Here is a 15,893-nt window from a genome sequence, read left to right as displayed (position 1 = left end):
GCGGAGCCAGTCCCTGACGGCGGCGGCAGTGGCCGGCCAGCCCGCACGGCGGCCACCGCCGCAGCGAACTCGCCTCCGCTACGGTACCGACGTCGCGGGTCCTTGACCAGGGTCGCGTCGATCAGCGCCCGTACCGCGGGCGGTACGTCCACCGGAAGTGGTGGCGGCACCTCACGGATGTGCATCATCGCGACCGTGACGGCGTTGTCCGACACGAACGGGCGGTGGCCCATCAGGCACTCGTAACCCACCACGGCCAGCGAGTACACGTCGCTCGTGGGTTCGGCCTCCCCGCCCAGGGCCTGTTCCGGGGCGATGTAGTGCGCCGTCCCCATCACCATGCCGGACCGGGTCACCGGCGCGGCGTCCGCCGCCTTGGCGATGCCGAAGTCCGTCAGCTTCACCCGACCGTCCGGCGAGACCATGATGTTGCCGGGCTTCACGTCCCGGTGCACCAGCCCGCGTTCGTGGGCCGCCTGCAACGCGTGCCCGGCCTGCTCCAGCACGTCGAGGGTCCGTTCCGGGGTGAGCCGGCCCTGCGTGGCGATGATCGCGGCGAGCGGATCACCGACCACCCGCTCCATCACCAGGTAGGCGGTGTCCTCCGGGCCGCCAGCGACCGCCGCCGTCTCGCCGTAGTCGTGCACGGAGGCGATGTTCTGGTGGTTCAGCGAGGCCGTCATCCTCGCCTCGGTCCGGAAGCGGTGCAGGAACTCGGCGTTGCCGCACAGCTCCGGCTTGAGCACCTTCACGGCGACCGTCCGGTCCAGGCGGGTGTCCGAGGCCTCCCAGACCTCGCCCATGCCGCCGACCGCGATCCGGTTACCCAGGCGGTAGCGGTCCGCGAGCAGCTGGCCGGAGGTCAGCACTGGTCAGCCACCTCCGAGGGCGGCCCGCATCACCTCACGCCCGAGGGGCGCGGCGACCTTGCCGCCGGTGGCACCCAGACTGTGGTCCCCGCCGCTCTCCACCAGCACCGCCACCGCGACCTGCGGGTCCTCGGCGGGCGCGAAGGCCACGTACCAGGCGTGCGGGGGGTTGGCCCCCGGGTCGGTCCCCCACTGCGCGGTCCCCGTCTTCGACGCCACCGTGACGTTCGGCAGGATGTCACCGCCGCCACCCGTGTACTCCTCGGAGGCGATCATCATGTCGGTCAGCGTCGCCGCCGTCTCCGGCGAGATGGCCTGGTTCAGCTCGTCGGGAGACGTGCTGTCCAACGTCGACAGGTCGGGGCCCAGGATGCTGTCCACCAGGTAGGGGGCCATCCGCGTTCCGCCGTTGGCGATCGTCGCCGCCATCAGGGCGTTCTGCATCGGGGTCACCCGGACGTCCCGCTGCCCGATCCCCGCCTGGTACAGCTGCGCCGCGTCGCCCAGCTCGCCCATGCTCGAGGCCTCCACCCGGACCGGGATGAAGAGCTCCTCGTCGAACCCGAACGCCCGCGCGGTCTCCCGCATGGTGTCCGCCCCCAGCTCGCCGGAGATCTCGGCGAAGGGCACGTTGCAGGACTCGGCCAGCGCGACCTTCAGGGTCGCCGACTGCCCGATGCCGCAGGGGTTGCGGTTGAAGTTCGGCAGGTCGGTGCTGGTGTTCGGCAGGGTGACCACCGGATCCGGGCTGACACCGGTGTCGGACCGCCAGCCGTTCTCCAACGCGGCGGCGGCGGTGATCAGCTTGAACGTCGACCCCGGGGGCTGGATCTCCCGGATGGCCCGGTTCTGCATCGGGCCGTCCTCCCGCTCCGTGTACTCCGCCCACGCCTCGGCCTGCACGTTGTTGTCGTGATCCGCCAGCGGGCTCGGGTCGTAGGACGGCGTGTTCGCCATCGCGAGGACCGCCCCGGTCTTCGGGTCGAGCGCCACGATCGCCCCGGTGAACCCCCGGTCCGCGAGCTGGTCGTAGGCCACCCGCTGCACGTGCGGGTCGACCGTGAGCCGGATCTTGCCGCCCTCCGGGTCCCGCCCGGTGATCAGGTCGGACAGCCGACGGACGAACAGCCGGTCGTCCGAACCGTTGAGGACGTCGTTCTCCACCGCCTCGATGCCCCGGCTGCCGAACCGGTCCGAGAAGAACCCGGTGATCGGCGCGTACACCGGACCGTCGGAGTAGGTGCGCTGGAACCGCAGCCGCCCACCCGTCTCGACCGCGCTCGCGATCACCTCGTCCCCGGCGAGGATGTCCCCCCGCTTCCTGGAGTACTCCTCCAGGGACTTCCGCGTGCTGTTGCGGGGATCGGTGCGGTACTCGTCCGCCTTGATCACCTGGATGTAGGTGAGGTTGGCCATCAGCGCGACGACCAACAGCATCACGAACAGTGAGACTCGCCTCAGCGGTGTGTTCATGTCGGGCGCGCCACCATCTCCGTGTGTGCCTCCGCGATCGGCGCCTGCTTCGGCTTCGGCTTCGGCGGCGCCGCCGGCCGACGCGCGGCGTCCGAGATCCGCAGCAGCAGGGCGATCAGGATGTAGTTGGCCAGCAGCGAGGACCCGCCATAGGAAAGGAAGGGCGCGGTGATACCGGTGGCGGGGATGAGCTTGGTCACGCCGCCGACGACGACGAAGACCTGGAAACCGAGGGTGAAGGCGAGTCCTCCCGCCATCAGCTTGCCGAAGCTGTCCCGCACCGCCAGCGCCGACCGCAGGCCCCGCATGACCAGCAGCAGGTAGAGGATGAGCACGGCGCTCAGGCCGACGAAGCCCATCTCCTCACCCATGCCGACCGTGATGAAGTCGGTGTGCGGCTCCGGCACGATGTCCGGTCGCCCGGACCCGAGACCGCTGCCGAAGATCCCCCCGGAACCGAGGCTGAACAGCGACTGCACGATCTGGTAGCCGCCGCCGGCCTCATCGTAGGTGGCGAAGGGGTCGATCCAGTTCGCGATCCGCTGCCGGACGTGGCCGAAGAGCTGGTAGGCGACGAGGCAGCCACCGACGAACAGCGTCAGCCCCAGCACGACCCACGCCGCGCGCTCGGTGGCGATGTAGAGCATCACCAGGACCATCCCGAAGAACAGCAGCGAGGTGCCGAGGTCCCGTTCGAAGACCAGCACACCCACCGAGGCGCCCCAGGCGACGAAGAGCGGCGCCATGTCCCGGGCCCTGGGCCAGTTCATCCGCAGGAAGGTGCGGCCGGCGGCGGTGAACAGCTCCCGCTTGGAGACCAGGAAGGACGCGAAGAAGATGGTCAACAGGATCTTCGCGAACTCACCCGGCTGGATGGAGAAACCCGGGAAGGTCAGCCAGATCTTCGCGCCGTTGATCGTGGGTGCGATCGACTGGAAGGGAATGATCCCGGGCAGCGCCAGCGCGACGAGCCCGACCAGGCCACAGGTGTAGCCGTACTTCGCCAGTGGGCGGTGGTCCTTGATCCGCCACAGGGTGAGGATGAAGAAGGCGACCCCGATGACCATCCAGAGGATCTGGCGGCCCACCAGCGGCCCGCCGTAGTAGACGGCCTGCCAGTCCTCCGGGTTGATCTCCAGTCGGGATGCCATCGCGAGATCGATCCGGTGGATCATCACCAGGCCCAACCCGTTGAGCAGGGCCGCGAAGGGCAGGATCAGCGGGTCGGCGTAAGGGGCCCACTTCCGCACCGCGAAGTGCGCGGCTGCGAACAACGCGAGGAACGCGGCGCCGTTGTACAGGATCTGGGAGGTCAGCGCCGCTTCCTGGTTGGCGTCCACCAGGATGTTGGCGATGCTCAGCAGCGCGGCCGAGAAGGCGAGCAGCCACAGCTCCGTGGTCCGCCGGGTAGGCGGCGGCGGGGGCCCGGCCGGGGCCGCGGCGACGGTCGGTGACTCGTCGCCGGGGGGTGAGGGCTGGTTCATCGGCTGCGACATCACCGGACCACCCGGCAGTCCACCCCGGGCTGCTGGCTGGGCTCGGGCTGCTCCTCGGCCGCCGTCTCGGCGGGCCGGGAGAGGGCGGACTTGTCCGCGGCCTCCTCCGTGCCCGCCTCCTCCACGTCGGAGACCGCGTTCGGCGAGACCGAGCGGGGAGCGTCGCCGGGGGCGTCCTCGTCCTCGGTCTGGGGCCGGGTGCCCTCGCCGCCGCTCCGGGTGCCCTGGCCGACCTCGTCGTCATCGGAGGAGCACGGCGGGAGCAGCTGCTCGGTGCGCAGCCGGGCGATGGTGTTCCTGGCTTCCTCGAGGCTCTCGCGGATGATCCCGCCCCGCACCGTGTCCTGCGCGGCCGGTTTCAGGTCGGCGATGCTGATCTCGGCGCAGTCGGCGGCGTCGGCCTCGCAGGAGCCCTCGACCTCCCGTTGGAAGGGGACACCGAGTAACGAGCCCTGGACGCCCTGGAAGATGGCGACCCTGTCGTCGCTGGCGGTACCGACGAAGTACTGGCCCATCACCCAGCTGTAGCCGAAGAACCCGCCGACGCCGAGGAGCACGAGCACCAGGAGCATGACGAGCGCGAGCCGGAGCCGCCCCTTCCTGGGCGCCTCGAGTTCGGCGGAGCGCGCCGGTTCCGGGCGTGCCGGGCGGGGCAGCGTCGTCGCCGAGGCGCGCGCGGCCGCCGAGTCCGGAGGCGGCGGGTCCTCGCTGCCGTCGCCCGCGGCACCGCCGACGATGGGGGCGTTCTCCCCGAACTCGACGTCGACGACGTCGGCGACGATCACGGTGACGTTGTCGGGACCGCCGCTCTTGAGCGCCAGCTCGATGAGGCGGTCGGCGCAGGCCTGCGGGTCGGTGATGCGCAGCGCCTCGTCCAGCGTCTCGTGGGTGACCACGCCGGAGAGCCCGTCGGAGCAGAGCAGGTAGCGGTCGCCCGCTCTGGCTTCCCGGACGGTGAGGGTCAGTTCGACGTCGTTGCCGGTCAACGCGCGCAACAACAGCGAACGCTGTGGGTGGTTGGCCGCGTCCTGCTCGGTGATCCGGCCTTCGTCGATCAGGGACTGCACGAAGGTGTCGTCGTGGGTGATCTGCCCGAGGGTGCCGTCCCGCAGCAGGTAGGCCCGGGAGTCACCGACGTGGACCATCCCGAGCCGGCTGCCGGCGAAGAGCACCGCCGTCAGCGTGGTGCCCATCCCCTCCAGTTCGGGATCACCGGCCACCAGCTCGTTGAGCATGCCGTTGCCGTTGCTGACGGCGTCCTCGAGCTGGCCGAGGAGGTCGTCGCCCGGCTCGTCGTCATCGAGGGGGGCCAGGGCCGCGATGACGACCTTGCTCGCGACCTCGCCCGCGGCGTGGCCGCCCATGCCGTCGGCGAGGGCCAGGAGTCGGGGGCCGGCGTAGACGGAGTCCTGGTTGTTGGAACGAACCAGTCCACGGTCACTGCGGGCCGCGTAGCGGAGGACGAGGGTCATGAGTGCAGCTCGATCACCGTCTTGCCAATACGGATCGGGGCCCTGAGCGGGACTCGGGTCGGACCCGTGACCTTCGCCCGGTCGAGGTAGGTGCCGTTGGTGGAGCCGAGGTCCTCCACGTACCAGTCACTGCCGCGCAGCACCAGCCGTGCGTGCCGCGTCGAGGCGTAGTCGTCGTCGAGCACCAGCGTGGAGTCGTCCGCCCTGCCGATCGAGATGGGCCGGCCGTCCAGGGCGATCCGCGTCCCGGCCAGCGCGCCCTGGGTGACCAGGAGCTGCCGGGGGGACTTCGCACCCTTGGGCTGCCGGGGCTGCGCCCGCCGGGTGTTCGGCACCGACGCCCGCAACCCGGAGGCAGCGTAGAGATCGGAGCGAACCACCCGGAGCGCGGCCAGCACGAACAACCAGAGCAGAGCGAGGAACCCCGCTCTGGTCAGCTGGATCACCAGCTCTGGCACGATTCACCCCCACCCGCGTGGGGATACCCGTCTTCCACTGTCTCCGACCGCTCCCGCCTGGAGGACACCCAAAAGGTACGGCCGTCTCAGCCCTGGCTCCGGAACACCAGGGACGAGTGGCCGATGCGGACGACGTCGCCGTCAGCAAGCTGCCAAGTCTGCACCGAGTTGCCGTTGACCGTGGTCCCGTTGGTGGAACCGAGGTCGGCCAGCGTCGCACTCTGCCCATCCCAGGTGATCTCCAGGTGGCGCCGGGAGACACCGGTGTCGGGCAGCCGGAAGTGCGCGTCCTGACCTCGCCCGACGACATTGCTGCCCTGGGTCAGCGTGTAGGTGCGGTTCGAGCCGTCGTCCAGCTGAAGGATAGCCGTCACCTGTCGGGGGCCGGTGCGCACTGCCGGCGGGGCGTACCCGGGGGCCCCCTGCTGGTCGTAGCCGGGCTGGCCGCCGTAGCCCTGTTGCGGCTGCTGGCCGTAGCCCTGGTCGTAACCCTGGGGGGCGCCGCCGTAGCCCTGGTCGTAACCCTGCGGGGCACCGCCGTAGCCCTGTTGCTGCTGCTGGTCGTAGCCGGGCTGGCCGCCGTAGCCCTGTTGCGGCTGCTGGCCGTAGCCCTGGTCGTAACCCTGCGGGGCGCCGCCGTAGCCCTGTTGCTGCTGGCCGTAGCCCTGGTCGTAGCCGGGCTGGCCCTGGCCGTAGCCCTGGTCGTAACCGTACTGGCCCTGGCCGTAGCCCTGGTCATACCCGTACTGGCCGGGCTGGCCGTACGGGTCGCTCTCGGGGTACTGCTGGCCGGGTGGCTGGCTCATGGGTCGTTCTCCTGTGTTGCGAGGTGGTGCCGGCCGCTGACCCGCATCCGGGTCGACGGACGAGCTGGTTCGGAACTGTCCCGTGTGCAGCGTTTCAGAGCGCTCCAGGGAGACTACGACGTCACCATATGTATCCCACCCTTGTTCGGCGAGGTGCTCCTTGACGCAGTCAGCGAGCAGCTGGGTGACCTGTTGCTCGTTGCCCGATAGTCGATCGTGGTCACCGGGACCCAGCGTTACCACGAAGTGGTTGGGGGCCAGGAGGCGACCGCCAGCCAGTTCCCGGACGTTGCCGTCGGCGTCGCGCTGCAGGCTCTGGGCCAGTTCCTGCGGGACGACGCTGCCGCCGAACACCCGGGCGAAGGTGTTACCAATGACGCCTTCGAGACGGCGCTCGAAGCGCTGCACGAGGCCCACGACATACCTCCACCTGATGCGACTACCTCCCCGATCGTATCCGTGCCGGAGGGGTGGGACATGCCCCCGTTCCAACTAGGTTCTGGGGCGTGCTAGGCTTTCGTCGTCGGTCAGCGAGACCAACTCCACTCGGGCGAGTGGCGGAATGGCAGACGCGCACGGTTCAGGTCCGTGTGTCCGTAAGGACGTGAGGGTTCAACTCCCTCCTCGCCCACCACCCTACGGGCGGCTCCCGTTCACGCATCGCGTGGCGGAGCCGCCCGTTGTCGTTCGTGGGTGGTCCCTTTCGCCCCCGCCCAGGCAACCCCGTCCCCGGTCGTCTCAGGCCGGCCGCGCACGGGGTCCTGATCCTCCTCCCGGGTCGGTCCGGGTCGTGTCGTCCCGGGGTCCGACGTGGTCGGGGTTCGGGGCGGCCGGCGAGGGGCCGTCGGGGCCGCGGTCGGGCTGTGGGCCGTGATCATGCGGAAGGTTGACCGCCCACGGGTCCCGGTCGGCTTCTCCTGGTGGCTGGCGAATTGCGATGACTTCGTTTCGGCGGTGGTGGAACCAGGACGTCCATTCGTCGGGCCTGGATGCGCTTTCGGCGATCCGTCGGTTCGTTCTCCCGGAGCGGCCTTGGTGATGTTCTGTTCAGTTCGGGCAAAAGTCACCCCAGAAGTGGCGGGTGGGTGACGGGACGTGTCGGAGCGCGGGATTCCGCCCTTCGTGCGCGAACTCGGGCGGTCGTTCGCCTGCTCTTCCCATGTCCGCCGGAAGAACCCCTGGAATAGTCCGTTCGGCCGCACCCCGAGCTGGTGGGGCTTCGGGGCTGGTCCTCGCCTCCGCCACCGGGAAGTTCCCGGGGCGGGATCGATAATCACAACGAATAGTACTACTCGCTGGTTCTTTCGTCCGCTGGTTTTCGCTGGTCACTCGAACGGCGGCATTGCTCGACCGAAACCCGGGAGCCGGTCATCGACCGGTCATCGACCGCTCAACGCCGTCGGTCGCAGTGCTCGCACCGTTCTGGAGGAGTTTGTCAACAGAGCTGGTAACTCTGCTTAACGAACATTCATCGCGACCGAATAGCGTCGCTGTTCACCCCGAGGAGGCGATGCCGGTGAGCCGCACACCTGGGCACGCGACCGGACCCCATTCCGACGTGTTGCCCACCCGGCCGAGGCCGGAGGTCGACCTGTCGGATCCACCCGAGAGCCTGAGCGAGGCGGCGGTCTCCGTTCTCGGTTGGCGCGGCGTGGCCCTGCCCGCCATGACATTGCTCGGGCGACGGGTCGTCCCCGTCGCCGAACTGGTTGCCGAGGCCCACGCCGAGAGGCTGTGCCTCGGTTTCGGACCCAACACCGACCGCACCTCGGTGGCCACCTGGACGTGGCCCGAGATGGTTGGGCGCGTGCCCCCACCCGCGGTGCGCCTGTCGGGTGTCATCTCCTTCGCCCGCCACTGGCGGACCGCCCTGGGAGCGGCCGCTCCCTTCGCCCGGCACTGCGGGGCGGCGATGGTGCTGCCCTCGGCGGTCCACGGCATCGACGACTACCTGGACAACGCGCCGGGCCGCGCCCGCCGGCACGGCGTCTCCGTCCTCACCGCCGACGACCACACGCTGCGCATCGACCAGACGGCGTGGGCCGACACGGTGAGCCCCGCGGGGTCGGTGACCGGAAGATGGCTCCGGGAGCTGGTCTACGAGCGGCTGATCGCGCACATGGTGCGGGACGTGGCCGACCGGAGGGGCTGCCTCACCGACTGACACCGCCGGTGGCTCCGTCGCGGGCGGCGTCTCCGGCCCCGAGCGGTTAACGTTCTCGAATGCATGTAGTCATCGCCGGAGGACACGGGAAGATCGCACTCATCCTGGAGCGGATGCTGGCCGCGCGGGGTGACAGCGTCACCGGACTGGTCCGCGATCCCGGCCACCTCGACGACGTCGCCAGCACGGGAGCGAGCGGCGTCGTGCTCGACCTGGAGTCCTCGGGCCGGGACGAGGTCGTGCGACAGCTGGAGGGAGCGGACGCCGTGGTCTTCGCCGCCGGTGCGGGGCCGGGCAGTGGCGCGGCGAGGAAGGACACCGTGGACCGTGCCGCCGCCGTGCTCCTCGCGGACGCCGCTGAGGCGGCGCGGGTGCCCAGGTTCCTCCAGATCAGTGCGATGGGCCTGGAACGGGCTGCCGACGAGGGGATGGACGAGGTCTTCTCGGCCTATCTCCGGGCGAAAGCGGCCGCCGAAGAGGATTTGCGATCGCGGAATCTGGACTGGACCATTCTGCGACCGGGACGGCTGACCGACGACCCGGGTGCCGGGCGGGTCCGCCTGGCGGAACGGGTGGACCCGGGTCAGGTTTCCCGAACGGACGTGGCCGCGGTTCTCCTGGAGCTGTTGGGCAGTGGTGCGGCGCGGAGGAAAACGCTGGAACTCGTCGGCGGCGATACCCCGGTCGCGGAGGCGGTCGCCGCCATCTGACGCGGATCTCACCAGCGGTGGTACACCGCCGGCAGGCCGTGGCGCTCAAGGCGTGGAAGGGCCGCTCCCGGAAAACGGGAGCGGCCCTTCGCCGCAGGTGATGAACCCTCGCTATCACGCTCAGTAATATTTACCATCCGCTTGCTCGCTCCAATTCCTGCCATTCGCGTCGCATCGGGTGATTCTCCTCTTACCCAGGTGGTTCGACGGCGGTTGCCCGCCTTGCCACAATGCATAGTCGTGTGATCTGGAGTCCGCGGGTGGGGGATGTCGGTCTTCGACTTTCCGACCGGGCAATTCGGTGACAGCCAGCCGGGATGGCGTGCGCCCGTCGGAGAGGGTCGACGACAGCGGGCGCCGTGCCCTGGCTGTGGTGAGGTGAGGGAGGCGCTGGCACAGTTGATGACTCAGGGCGGAACGCGGGTGGTGGCGCCGGAACTCGTGGCACGGGCCCACCAGGCCCGGACACCAGCACCACCACCGAAACCCGCCGACCCGGACCTCGCCCCCATCGAGGGGCTGCTGCGGGAGGGCGGGTACGGGCTCTCCGTCGAACGCCGGAACGGGAACGTGGTGCTCACCGGCCCCGGTACGGGAACCGGCGTTCGGCTGCCCGACCCGTCGGACCGGGCCGCCGTCCTCCGCCAACTGACCAGGCTCCGCCGGACCCGTCGGAGGCGGACCAGGAACTGGGTCGAACGGACCACGGTCGAGCTGGAGACGGGAGGACGCCCCGAGCTGTGGCGAGTTCCCGACTCCCCCGGGGGCGGTGGGGGAGATGACGGGGGCCCGCTGTGCCCCGAGGGCGCCGAGGGGAGCCGGCTGGCCCGGATACCGGCCGACCACGACCTGCCCGACGGCCTCGCCGACCTCGCCGCCGAGAAGATCGCCTTCTTCCGCGGGGCGGACGGTGGTCTCGTCCTGCCCCGGCGAGGACTGGTGGTACCGCTGCCCGCCCGGCCCGGCACCGTCGTCGTCGCCCGGCCTCCCGGCCCCGGTGCCCGTCCCGCCCAGGACCGCGGTCCGGACTGGGAGGTGGAGCTGGAGGCCGACCTGGGCGCGTTCGTCGCCGACGCCGACCCGGTCCTCGCTGCGCCCCGGACGCCACCGGACTCGATCGCCGACGTCCCGGCGCCCCGCGCCGCGTGCCCTTCCCCGGGAATTGACGGCCGGGCGGCGCTCGGCCGCATGGACGGCTGGCGAGCCCTGCACGCGGTGGTGGAGTCCGACCCCTTCCTGCGGCTGCACTGCGCCACCCAACCGGCGCTCGCCGCACTGTCCGAGGGCGACACCGGCCGCGCGCTGCTGATCCGCTCCCCGGAGCCGGTTCCCGCCCACCCCCGGTATCCCGCCGGCACCGTCGCGGTCACCCTCGACGCGCTCCTGCGCCCGCCCCCGCCAGGGGGCCGGCCACTCCTGCGCACGGTGATCGACGCGAGGGCGGAGCACTGGGAGGGGGAGCTGGAGAACTTCACCGAGTACCTGGTCCGGCCGTTGACCTCGACCGTCACCGTCCTCCTCGACCACCACCGACTCCTCGTGGGCGGCCCGCACGAACGGGCGGTCTCCGCCGAGCTGTCCCCGGAACTGAGGTTGACCGGCCGGGCCGTGCTCCGCGACCCCCTCACCCCCCTCACGCCAGGGGAGGGCCCGGTTCGGGTGGCCGGTGTCATGCGGGCACTGCACCGGACCCTCGGGCTGATGGTCTCCGCCTTCCTGCGTGTCGGAGCCTGGCCGGAACGCGGCGCCGCCGAGGTCAGGGCGGCGGTCGCCGAGACGGTGGCGGAGGAGTTCCGCCGGCTCGACCCGGGAACCGCGGACCTGCTGAACTTCGACCACCCGTTGCTCCGCTTCGTCAGGGGGGGACCGAGGTCGGCGGCCGACCTCGACGGGCGGTGGTCGTCCCCCCGCGCGACGGGGTATCCGCCCCGGCCGGCGGGACCGGCGCTGTCGCACGCCCGGTCGCTGGCAGGGCTGGACGTCGGGTCGATGCGCGGAGGCCGGCTGCTCACCGACCACGCCGTCTCCCTCGACGAGGAGCAGAGCCGGGTCCTGGTCGACCAGCTCGTCGCACACGCCGACTGGGCGGCCAAACGCGCGGTGGACAACGCCCACCAGCACCTCGGCCACCGGCTGCGCCGGGCCGGGGAGGAGGAGCGGACGGTGGCGTTGGTGCACCACCTCCTCACGAGGAAGCAGTTCCTCAAGGGCTCCCGGTCGCACTACCCGCTGGACGTCGCCCGCCAGGACCTGGTGCCCTTCGTCCGGGATGGTGCGCCCGTGCGCCTCGTCCTCACCGGTTTCCCGGTGAAGCACGACCAGAACGGCCTGAAGGCCACCGGTCCGCTGCCCGACCTCGCCGAGCTCGGCGCCCTGGTCCGCCTCCGGGAGGTCGCGCAGACGGTCGGGGCGGTGCACCAGCCCGGCGTCCGGATCACCGTCCTGACCGACCAGCACCACTTCCGCCGCCGGCCGGCACCGCTGGCGGCCGCCTACCAGGCGAAGATGGGGGACTACCTCCGGATGGTGGCCGGGACCGCCGAGATCGAGCTCCGCGACGTCGACGAGGTAGCGGAGGAGAAGCTCGGCCCCGGGCTGCGAGCGCACCGGGAACGGCGGATCGGGTGGTACGAGCGGGCGTTGCACGACCACTTCGCCGGCTTCGACCCCGTGGCGGGGCCGGCCGCCCTCGACGAGCGGATCGCCACCACCCCCGCCGGCCCACTCGCCGACCTGGTGGCGAAGCTGCCGGACTTCTTCGGCTCGCTGCTGTTCTCCACTCCGCTGCCGACCCCGCCCGGAGTGCACCGGCCCCGGTGGGCGCGGCGCGTGTTCGCCGACATCCGTTCCACCGGGCCGGGCACCCCGCCGGTGGTCGCGGCCGCTCGTCGCCGGGTGCTCCGCTCGGCCTGGGAGAGCGCTGTCCGCTACGTCGCCGTGCTCCGCGTCGACCGGGACCTCGGCTACGACCGGCTCTACCCGCACCGGGTGCGACTGACCAACGTGCCCAAACCCGGACACTGCGGGTTCTCCTGCCTGGGAGGATCGGGACTGCTGCCGTGGCACGGGACCGGCGCGGTCGACACGAAGGGGCACGTGTCGGTCGACTTCGCGGTGTCACTCCAGAACCACTCGTTCGTGCCCGTCTACTCGCCGCTGTTGGGGCCCGGCCAGCCGTGGATGATGGTGCCGCCGACGATGACGAGGGTCCTTCCAGGACGAGCGGCACCGGTGATCGACGGCGAGTTCCTCGCCGGGGTCCGGCTTCGCCGCCGGTGATCGGGCCGGGTGGGCCGAGGCCGTCAAGCCACCGGCCGGCCCCGGTCAGCCGCCGTCCGGGGGATCCACGTCCCTCGCGTCGACCACGCTGAAGAACGCTCCCTGCGGGTCGCGGAGGGTGGCGACCCGACCGTAGGGGGTGTCGTTCGGGCCGTCGACGGTCGTCGCGCCGAGCCGACGGGCGTGCGCGAGGGTGTCCTCGGTCGACTCCACCCCGAAGTAGACCGCCCAGTGCGGTCCGAGGGCCGCGATCGGCTCCTCGACGGCGCGGAGCGGGAGCACCCCGCCCACGGGTTGGTCGTCCAGTTCGAGGACGGCGTAGTCGGAGTCGGGGGAGGTCCGGGCCCCGTGACCGAAGACCCGGTGGTAGAAGTCGATGGCGCGGTCGCCGTCCGACACGACCAGTTCGTTCCACACCAGCGAACCGGGCTCGTCGACGAGCTCGGCGCCCGGGAAGTCACCCGCCTGCCACACCCCGAACACCGCGCCCACGGCGTCCGAGGCGGTCAGCAGGACGGCGTGTTCGGCCAGCTCCAGCGGCTCGGTCGCCACACCGCCCGCGGCCCTGATCCGCGCGGCGGCTCCGGCGGCGTCGTCGACGGCGAGGTAGGTCGTCCAGACCGCCTCGGTCGCCCCGCCGGCGGACCGGCGCGCGATGCCGGCGACCGAGTGCCCACCGACCTGGCAGAACGTGTAGAGCCCCGCCGCCGGATCACCCACCGCGAAGTCCCACCCGAAGAGCTGCCCGTAGAACTCCGCCGCCGCGTCCCGGTCGTCGGTCAGCAGGTCGACCCAGCACGGCGTGCCCTCGCGGTACCGGGGTGGACCCTCGCTCATGGGTGCGCTCCTCTGGCCGGCGTACGGGCTGCCCGCCTCGACCATAGGGCCGCTCCGTCGGGCCGGCCACGCGGGAGCCGTCGGGATCAGGCGTCCAGTCTCGTCGCGAGGTACCCGCGCACCATCGCCCTGGCCTCGGCGAGGATCTCCGGTGCACCGTCGGGATCCTCGCGGAACGCGAGGTTGAGCACGGCGTCGGCTGCCTCGATCGCCACGGCCAACGGGAGCCTCAGCCGGTCCGGTGGCAGGTCGAAGCGGTTGGCGAAGAGCACCGTCAGGCGTTCGGCCAGGACCATGTTGTTGTCCTTGCGACCGTCGAGCAGGCGCAGGTCGACGACGTCGCCGAAGTGCAGTGACGAGAAACCCGGGACGGTGCGGTGCATCGAGATGTAGAGGTCGAACACCGCGTCCGCCGCCTGCCACCAGTGCTCCATCGCGGGATCGGCGAAGCGTTTCGAGAGTTCCGCCAGGAAGCTGTCCAGGTTCCGCAGCGTCAGTTCCTGGACCACGGCGCGCTTGTCGGGGAAGAACTGGTAGAGCGAGCCGACCGCCACTCCGGCGCGCTCGGCGATGAGCGTCGTGGTGACCCCGTCGTATCCCAGCTCAGACACGAGTTCGGCGCACGCGGTGAGCATCCGCTCCACCCGCTGTGCGCTGCGCTGCTGGACTGGCCTCCTGCGCAGCGAGGTGATGCCGGTCGTCAATTCCGCTCTCCCTCTCGGTACCCGCGGCCTGCGGGGGAACGGCTCCGCCGTCCGGCGGACGAAGCGTGTCCGGACGGGGAACACTCCTATTATGTGAATAGGATTCGTGTTTGTTGCCTGTCGGGGACTCACCCAGAGTGTCCGACACTCGATCAACGAGTGGAACGGTCAGAGGCCACGCGGACTGACCAGATTGAGCGAAGGCACGGCCGGCTCCACGTCGTCGGGACCCCGGCCCCGACGATCGACAGCACGCCTTCGGCTTGACGAGGAGGTCGAGATGACTGGCGGTGCCTCACCCACTCCCTCCCCGCCCGCGCGGCGGTGGGGAGAGCACGACCTCGGACGCACCGAGATCCGGGACACCTACCGCGCGGACCTGCGTCCCACCACCCGCGATGTCTTCGCCGCGTCCCGCCCGGTGGACTTCGCCTCGCTCGACTGGCGGGACGTGGGCCGCCCCTACCGGGTGGAGAACTGGGCGGCCGGCCGGCTGAGCTGGGAATCCGGTACCGGACGGACCCTGCCCGTGCCCGAGGCGTGGAAGATGTTCAACCGCTCGTTCCAGCACCTCTTCGACACCGACCCGGTCGCGGCCAGGGCCGAGGCGCTACGGGCGGCCGGGATCCGGCTGCGGAGGGCGGAGCTGGACGCGGCCCGGCGCGCGATCGGCGAGGTCGCCCGCTGGACGGTGTGGAACCAGGCCCACCGGGTCGGGGACACCGTGTGGGACCCCCGTGCCAAACGGTCCCTCTTCTCCGGGCTGGAGCTGAGGCGGCCCCGCGTCCTCTTCCTCGGCGCCGCCGACGGCTACGAGGCCATGCTGCTCGCCGCCATGTACCCGGGAGGGGAGTCAGTACTCGTCGACTACGACGAGTACTGCCGCGACCACCGCTTCGGGTCGTTCCCGGCCGACTACCCCTTCCTCGGCGCCGACCCCGCCACCGGCTCAGCCCGGGTCTGGCACCGGGACCAGATGAACATCAGCTACCTCGTCTCCGACATCCGCGACCTGGACTTCGGACCGGAGTTCGACGTCGTCGTCTCCATCGGACTCATCGAGCACTTCCCCGACCAGCACAAGCCCGAGGCCTTCGACTGGCACCGCCGGTTCCTGCGCCCCGGGGGGTACGCGATCCTCACCACGCCCAGGGTGGCGCTGCGCACCCGCATGTTCTACCGGCTCTTCGGGGACCTGATGAACTTCTCCTACCGCGAACTCCAGACCGTCGAACAGCTCGGCCTCTACGCGTACGAGAACGGCTTCGAGGTACTGCGCCACGGTGAGATCAAGACGCACAACGGGGTCGTCTGCCGACCGAGGTGACGCGGCGCGGCGCCCCGCCGTGGCGGGGCGGCGAGCGGCGACAGGGGGAACGGGCCCGGGTCCGCGTCGGTGTGGGCGGCGACGGAACCCGGGCCCGTTCCTGGCGGCCCTCCGGGGCCGGCGTCCGACGGGTGCGGGTCGGGCGGCCCAGGCGGGAGGGCGGGCGCTTCGCCGGGCCCCGTCCACCGGACGGAGCGGGCGAAGCTGGTGGGAATCCGCGGACCGGTGCCGTTCGGGGGAGGGGAGTGCCGGCACCGGCCCGCGGAGGTCTTCGTCGATCTTCTGCCGGGGAGTGGAC

Annotated in this window: 12 protein-coding genes and 1 tRNA gene; 5 read left to right on the top strand and 8 right to left on the bottom strand. The window is 71.1% G+C overall.

What is annotated here, in order from left to right; genetic code table 11:
- The 6 genes from ACTIDRAF_RS0217855 to ACTIDRAF_RS0217830 form a co-directional block, all read right to left on the bottom strand.
- Nucleotides 1-869: serine/threonine-protein kinase (locus ACTIDRAF_RS0217855; RefSeq protein ID WP_016700090.1), on the bottom strand; the 869-nt coding region annotated here is incomplete at its 3' end.
- A gap of 3 nt (nucleotides 870-872) precedes the next feature.
- Entirely contained in the window at nucleotides 873-2,342 is a 1,470-nt protein-coding gene (locus tag ACTIDRAF_RS0217850; protein WP_016700089.1) for a peptidoglycan D,D-transpeptidase FtsI family protein, read from the bottom strand.
- On the bottom strand, nucleotides 2,339-3,838 hold the full coding sequence (locus tag ACTIDRAF_RS0217845) for an FtsW/RodA/SpoVE family cell cycle protein (RefSeq protein WP_016700088.1): 1,500 nt from the start codon (nucleotides 3,836-3,838) through the stop codon (nucleotides 2,339-2,341). The genes ACTIDRAF_RS0217850 and ACTIDRAF_RS0217845 overlap by 4 nt, the downstream gene beginning before the upstream one ends.
- The gene (locus tag ACTIDRAF_RS0217840) at nucleotides 3,838-5,310 is read right to left on the bottom strand and encodes a PP2C family protein-serine/threonine phosphatase (protein WP_016700087.1); all 1,473 of its coding nucleotides are present in this window, start codon (nucleotides 5,308-5,310) and stop codon (nucleotides 3,838-3,840) included. Before ACTIDRAF_RS0217840 ends, ACTIDRAF_RS0217845 begins: the two co-directional genes overlap by 1 nt.
- Nucleotides 5,307-5,768, bottom strand: coding sequence for an FHA domain-containing protein FhaB/FipA (locus ACTIDRAF_RS0217835; RefSeq protein WP_016700086.1), 462 nt, complete (start codon nucleotides 5,766-5,768; stop codon nucleotides 5,307-5,309). Before ACTIDRAF_RS0217835 ends, ACTIDRAF_RS0217840 begins: the two co-directional genes overlap by 4 nt.
- Before the next feature lie 86 nt (nucleotides 5,769-5,854).
- A complete protein-coding gene (locus ACTIDRAF_RS0217830; protein WP_026066225.1) occupies nucleotides 5,855-6,991 on the bottom strand; it encodes an FHA domain-containing protein in 1,137 nt (378 codons plus the stop codon).
- A 131-nt stretch (nucleotides 6,992-7,122) separates the two neighbouring features.
- Here ACTIDRAF_RS0217830 and ACTIDRAF_RS0217825 point away from each other — a divergent pair.
- The 4 genes from ACTIDRAF_RS0217825 (at nucleotide 7,123) to ACTIDRAF_RS0217810 (ending at nucleotide 12,727) form a co-directional block, all read left to right on the top strand.
- A tRNA-Leu gene (locus ACTIDRAF_RS0217825) sits at nucleotides 7,123-7,208 on the top strand.
- Between the two features lie 876 nt (nucleotides 7,209-8,084).
- The gene (locus tag ACTIDRAF_RS0217820) at nucleotides 8,085-8,738 is read left to right on the top strand and encodes a hypothetical protein (protein WP_016700082.1); all 654 of its coding nucleotides are present in this window, start codon (nucleotides 8,085-8,087) and stop codon (nucleotides 8,736-8,738) included.
- Between the two features lie 59 nt (nucleotides 8,739-8,797).
- Nucleotides 8,798-9,448 carry an SDR family oxidoreductase gene (locus ACTIDRAF_RS0217815; protein WP_016700081.1) on the top strand — a complete coding sequence of 217 codons (651 nt, stop codon included), beginning with the start codon at nucleotides 8,798-8,800 and terminating at the stop codon, nucleotides 9,446-9,448.
- 402 nt (nucleotides 9,449-9,850) lie between these two features.
- On the top strand, nucleotides 9,851-12,727 hold the full coding sequence (locus ACTIDRAF_RS0217810; protein WP_245533576.1) for an L-tyrosine/L-tryptophan isonitrile synthase family protein: 2,877 nt from the start codon (nucleotides 9,851-9,853) through the stop codon (nucleotides 12,725-12,727).
- A 45-nt stretch (nucleotides 12,728-12,772) separates the two neighbouring features.
- Here the strand turns inward: ACTIDRAF_RS0217810 and ACTIDRAF_RS0217805 are convergent, their stop codons facing one another.
- Nucleotides 12,773-13,564, bottom strand: coding sequence for a VOC family protein (locus ACTIDRAF_RS0217805; protein WP_016700079.1), 792 nt, complete (start codon nucleotides 13,562-13,564; stop codon nucleotides 12,773-12,775).
- 86 nt (nucleotides 13,565-13,650) lie between these two features.
- Complete coding sequence (locus tag ACTIDRAF_RS0217800; RefSeq protein WP_016700078.1) at nucleotides 13,651-14,208, bottom strand: TetR/AcrR family transcriptional regulator; 558 nt, start codon at nucleotides 14,206-14,208, stop codon at nucleotides 13,651-13,653.
- 340 nt (nucleotides 14,209-14,548) lie between these two features.
- On the opposite strand from ACTIDRAF_RS0217800, the gene ACTIDRAF_RS0217795 reads away from it, so the two are divergent.
- Nucleotides 14,549-15,595 carry a class I SAM-dependent methyltransferase gene (locus ACTIDRAF_RS0217795; protein WP_016700077.1) on the top strand — a complete coding sequence of 349 codons (1,047 nt, stop codon included), beginning with the start codon at nucleotides 14,549-14,551 and terminating at the stop codon, nucleotides 15,593-15,595.
- The last annotated feature ends 298 nt before the right edge of the window (nucleotides 15,596-15,893 follow it).

It is taken from the genome of Actinoalloteichus spitiensis RMV-1378 (assembly GCF_000239155.1).
Lineage (GTDB): Bacteria > Actinomycetota > Actinomycetes > Mycobacteriales > Pseudonocardiaceae > Actinoalloteichus_B > Actinoalloteichus_B spitiensis.
This window is presented reverse-complemented; position numbering and strand designations above follow the sequence as displayed.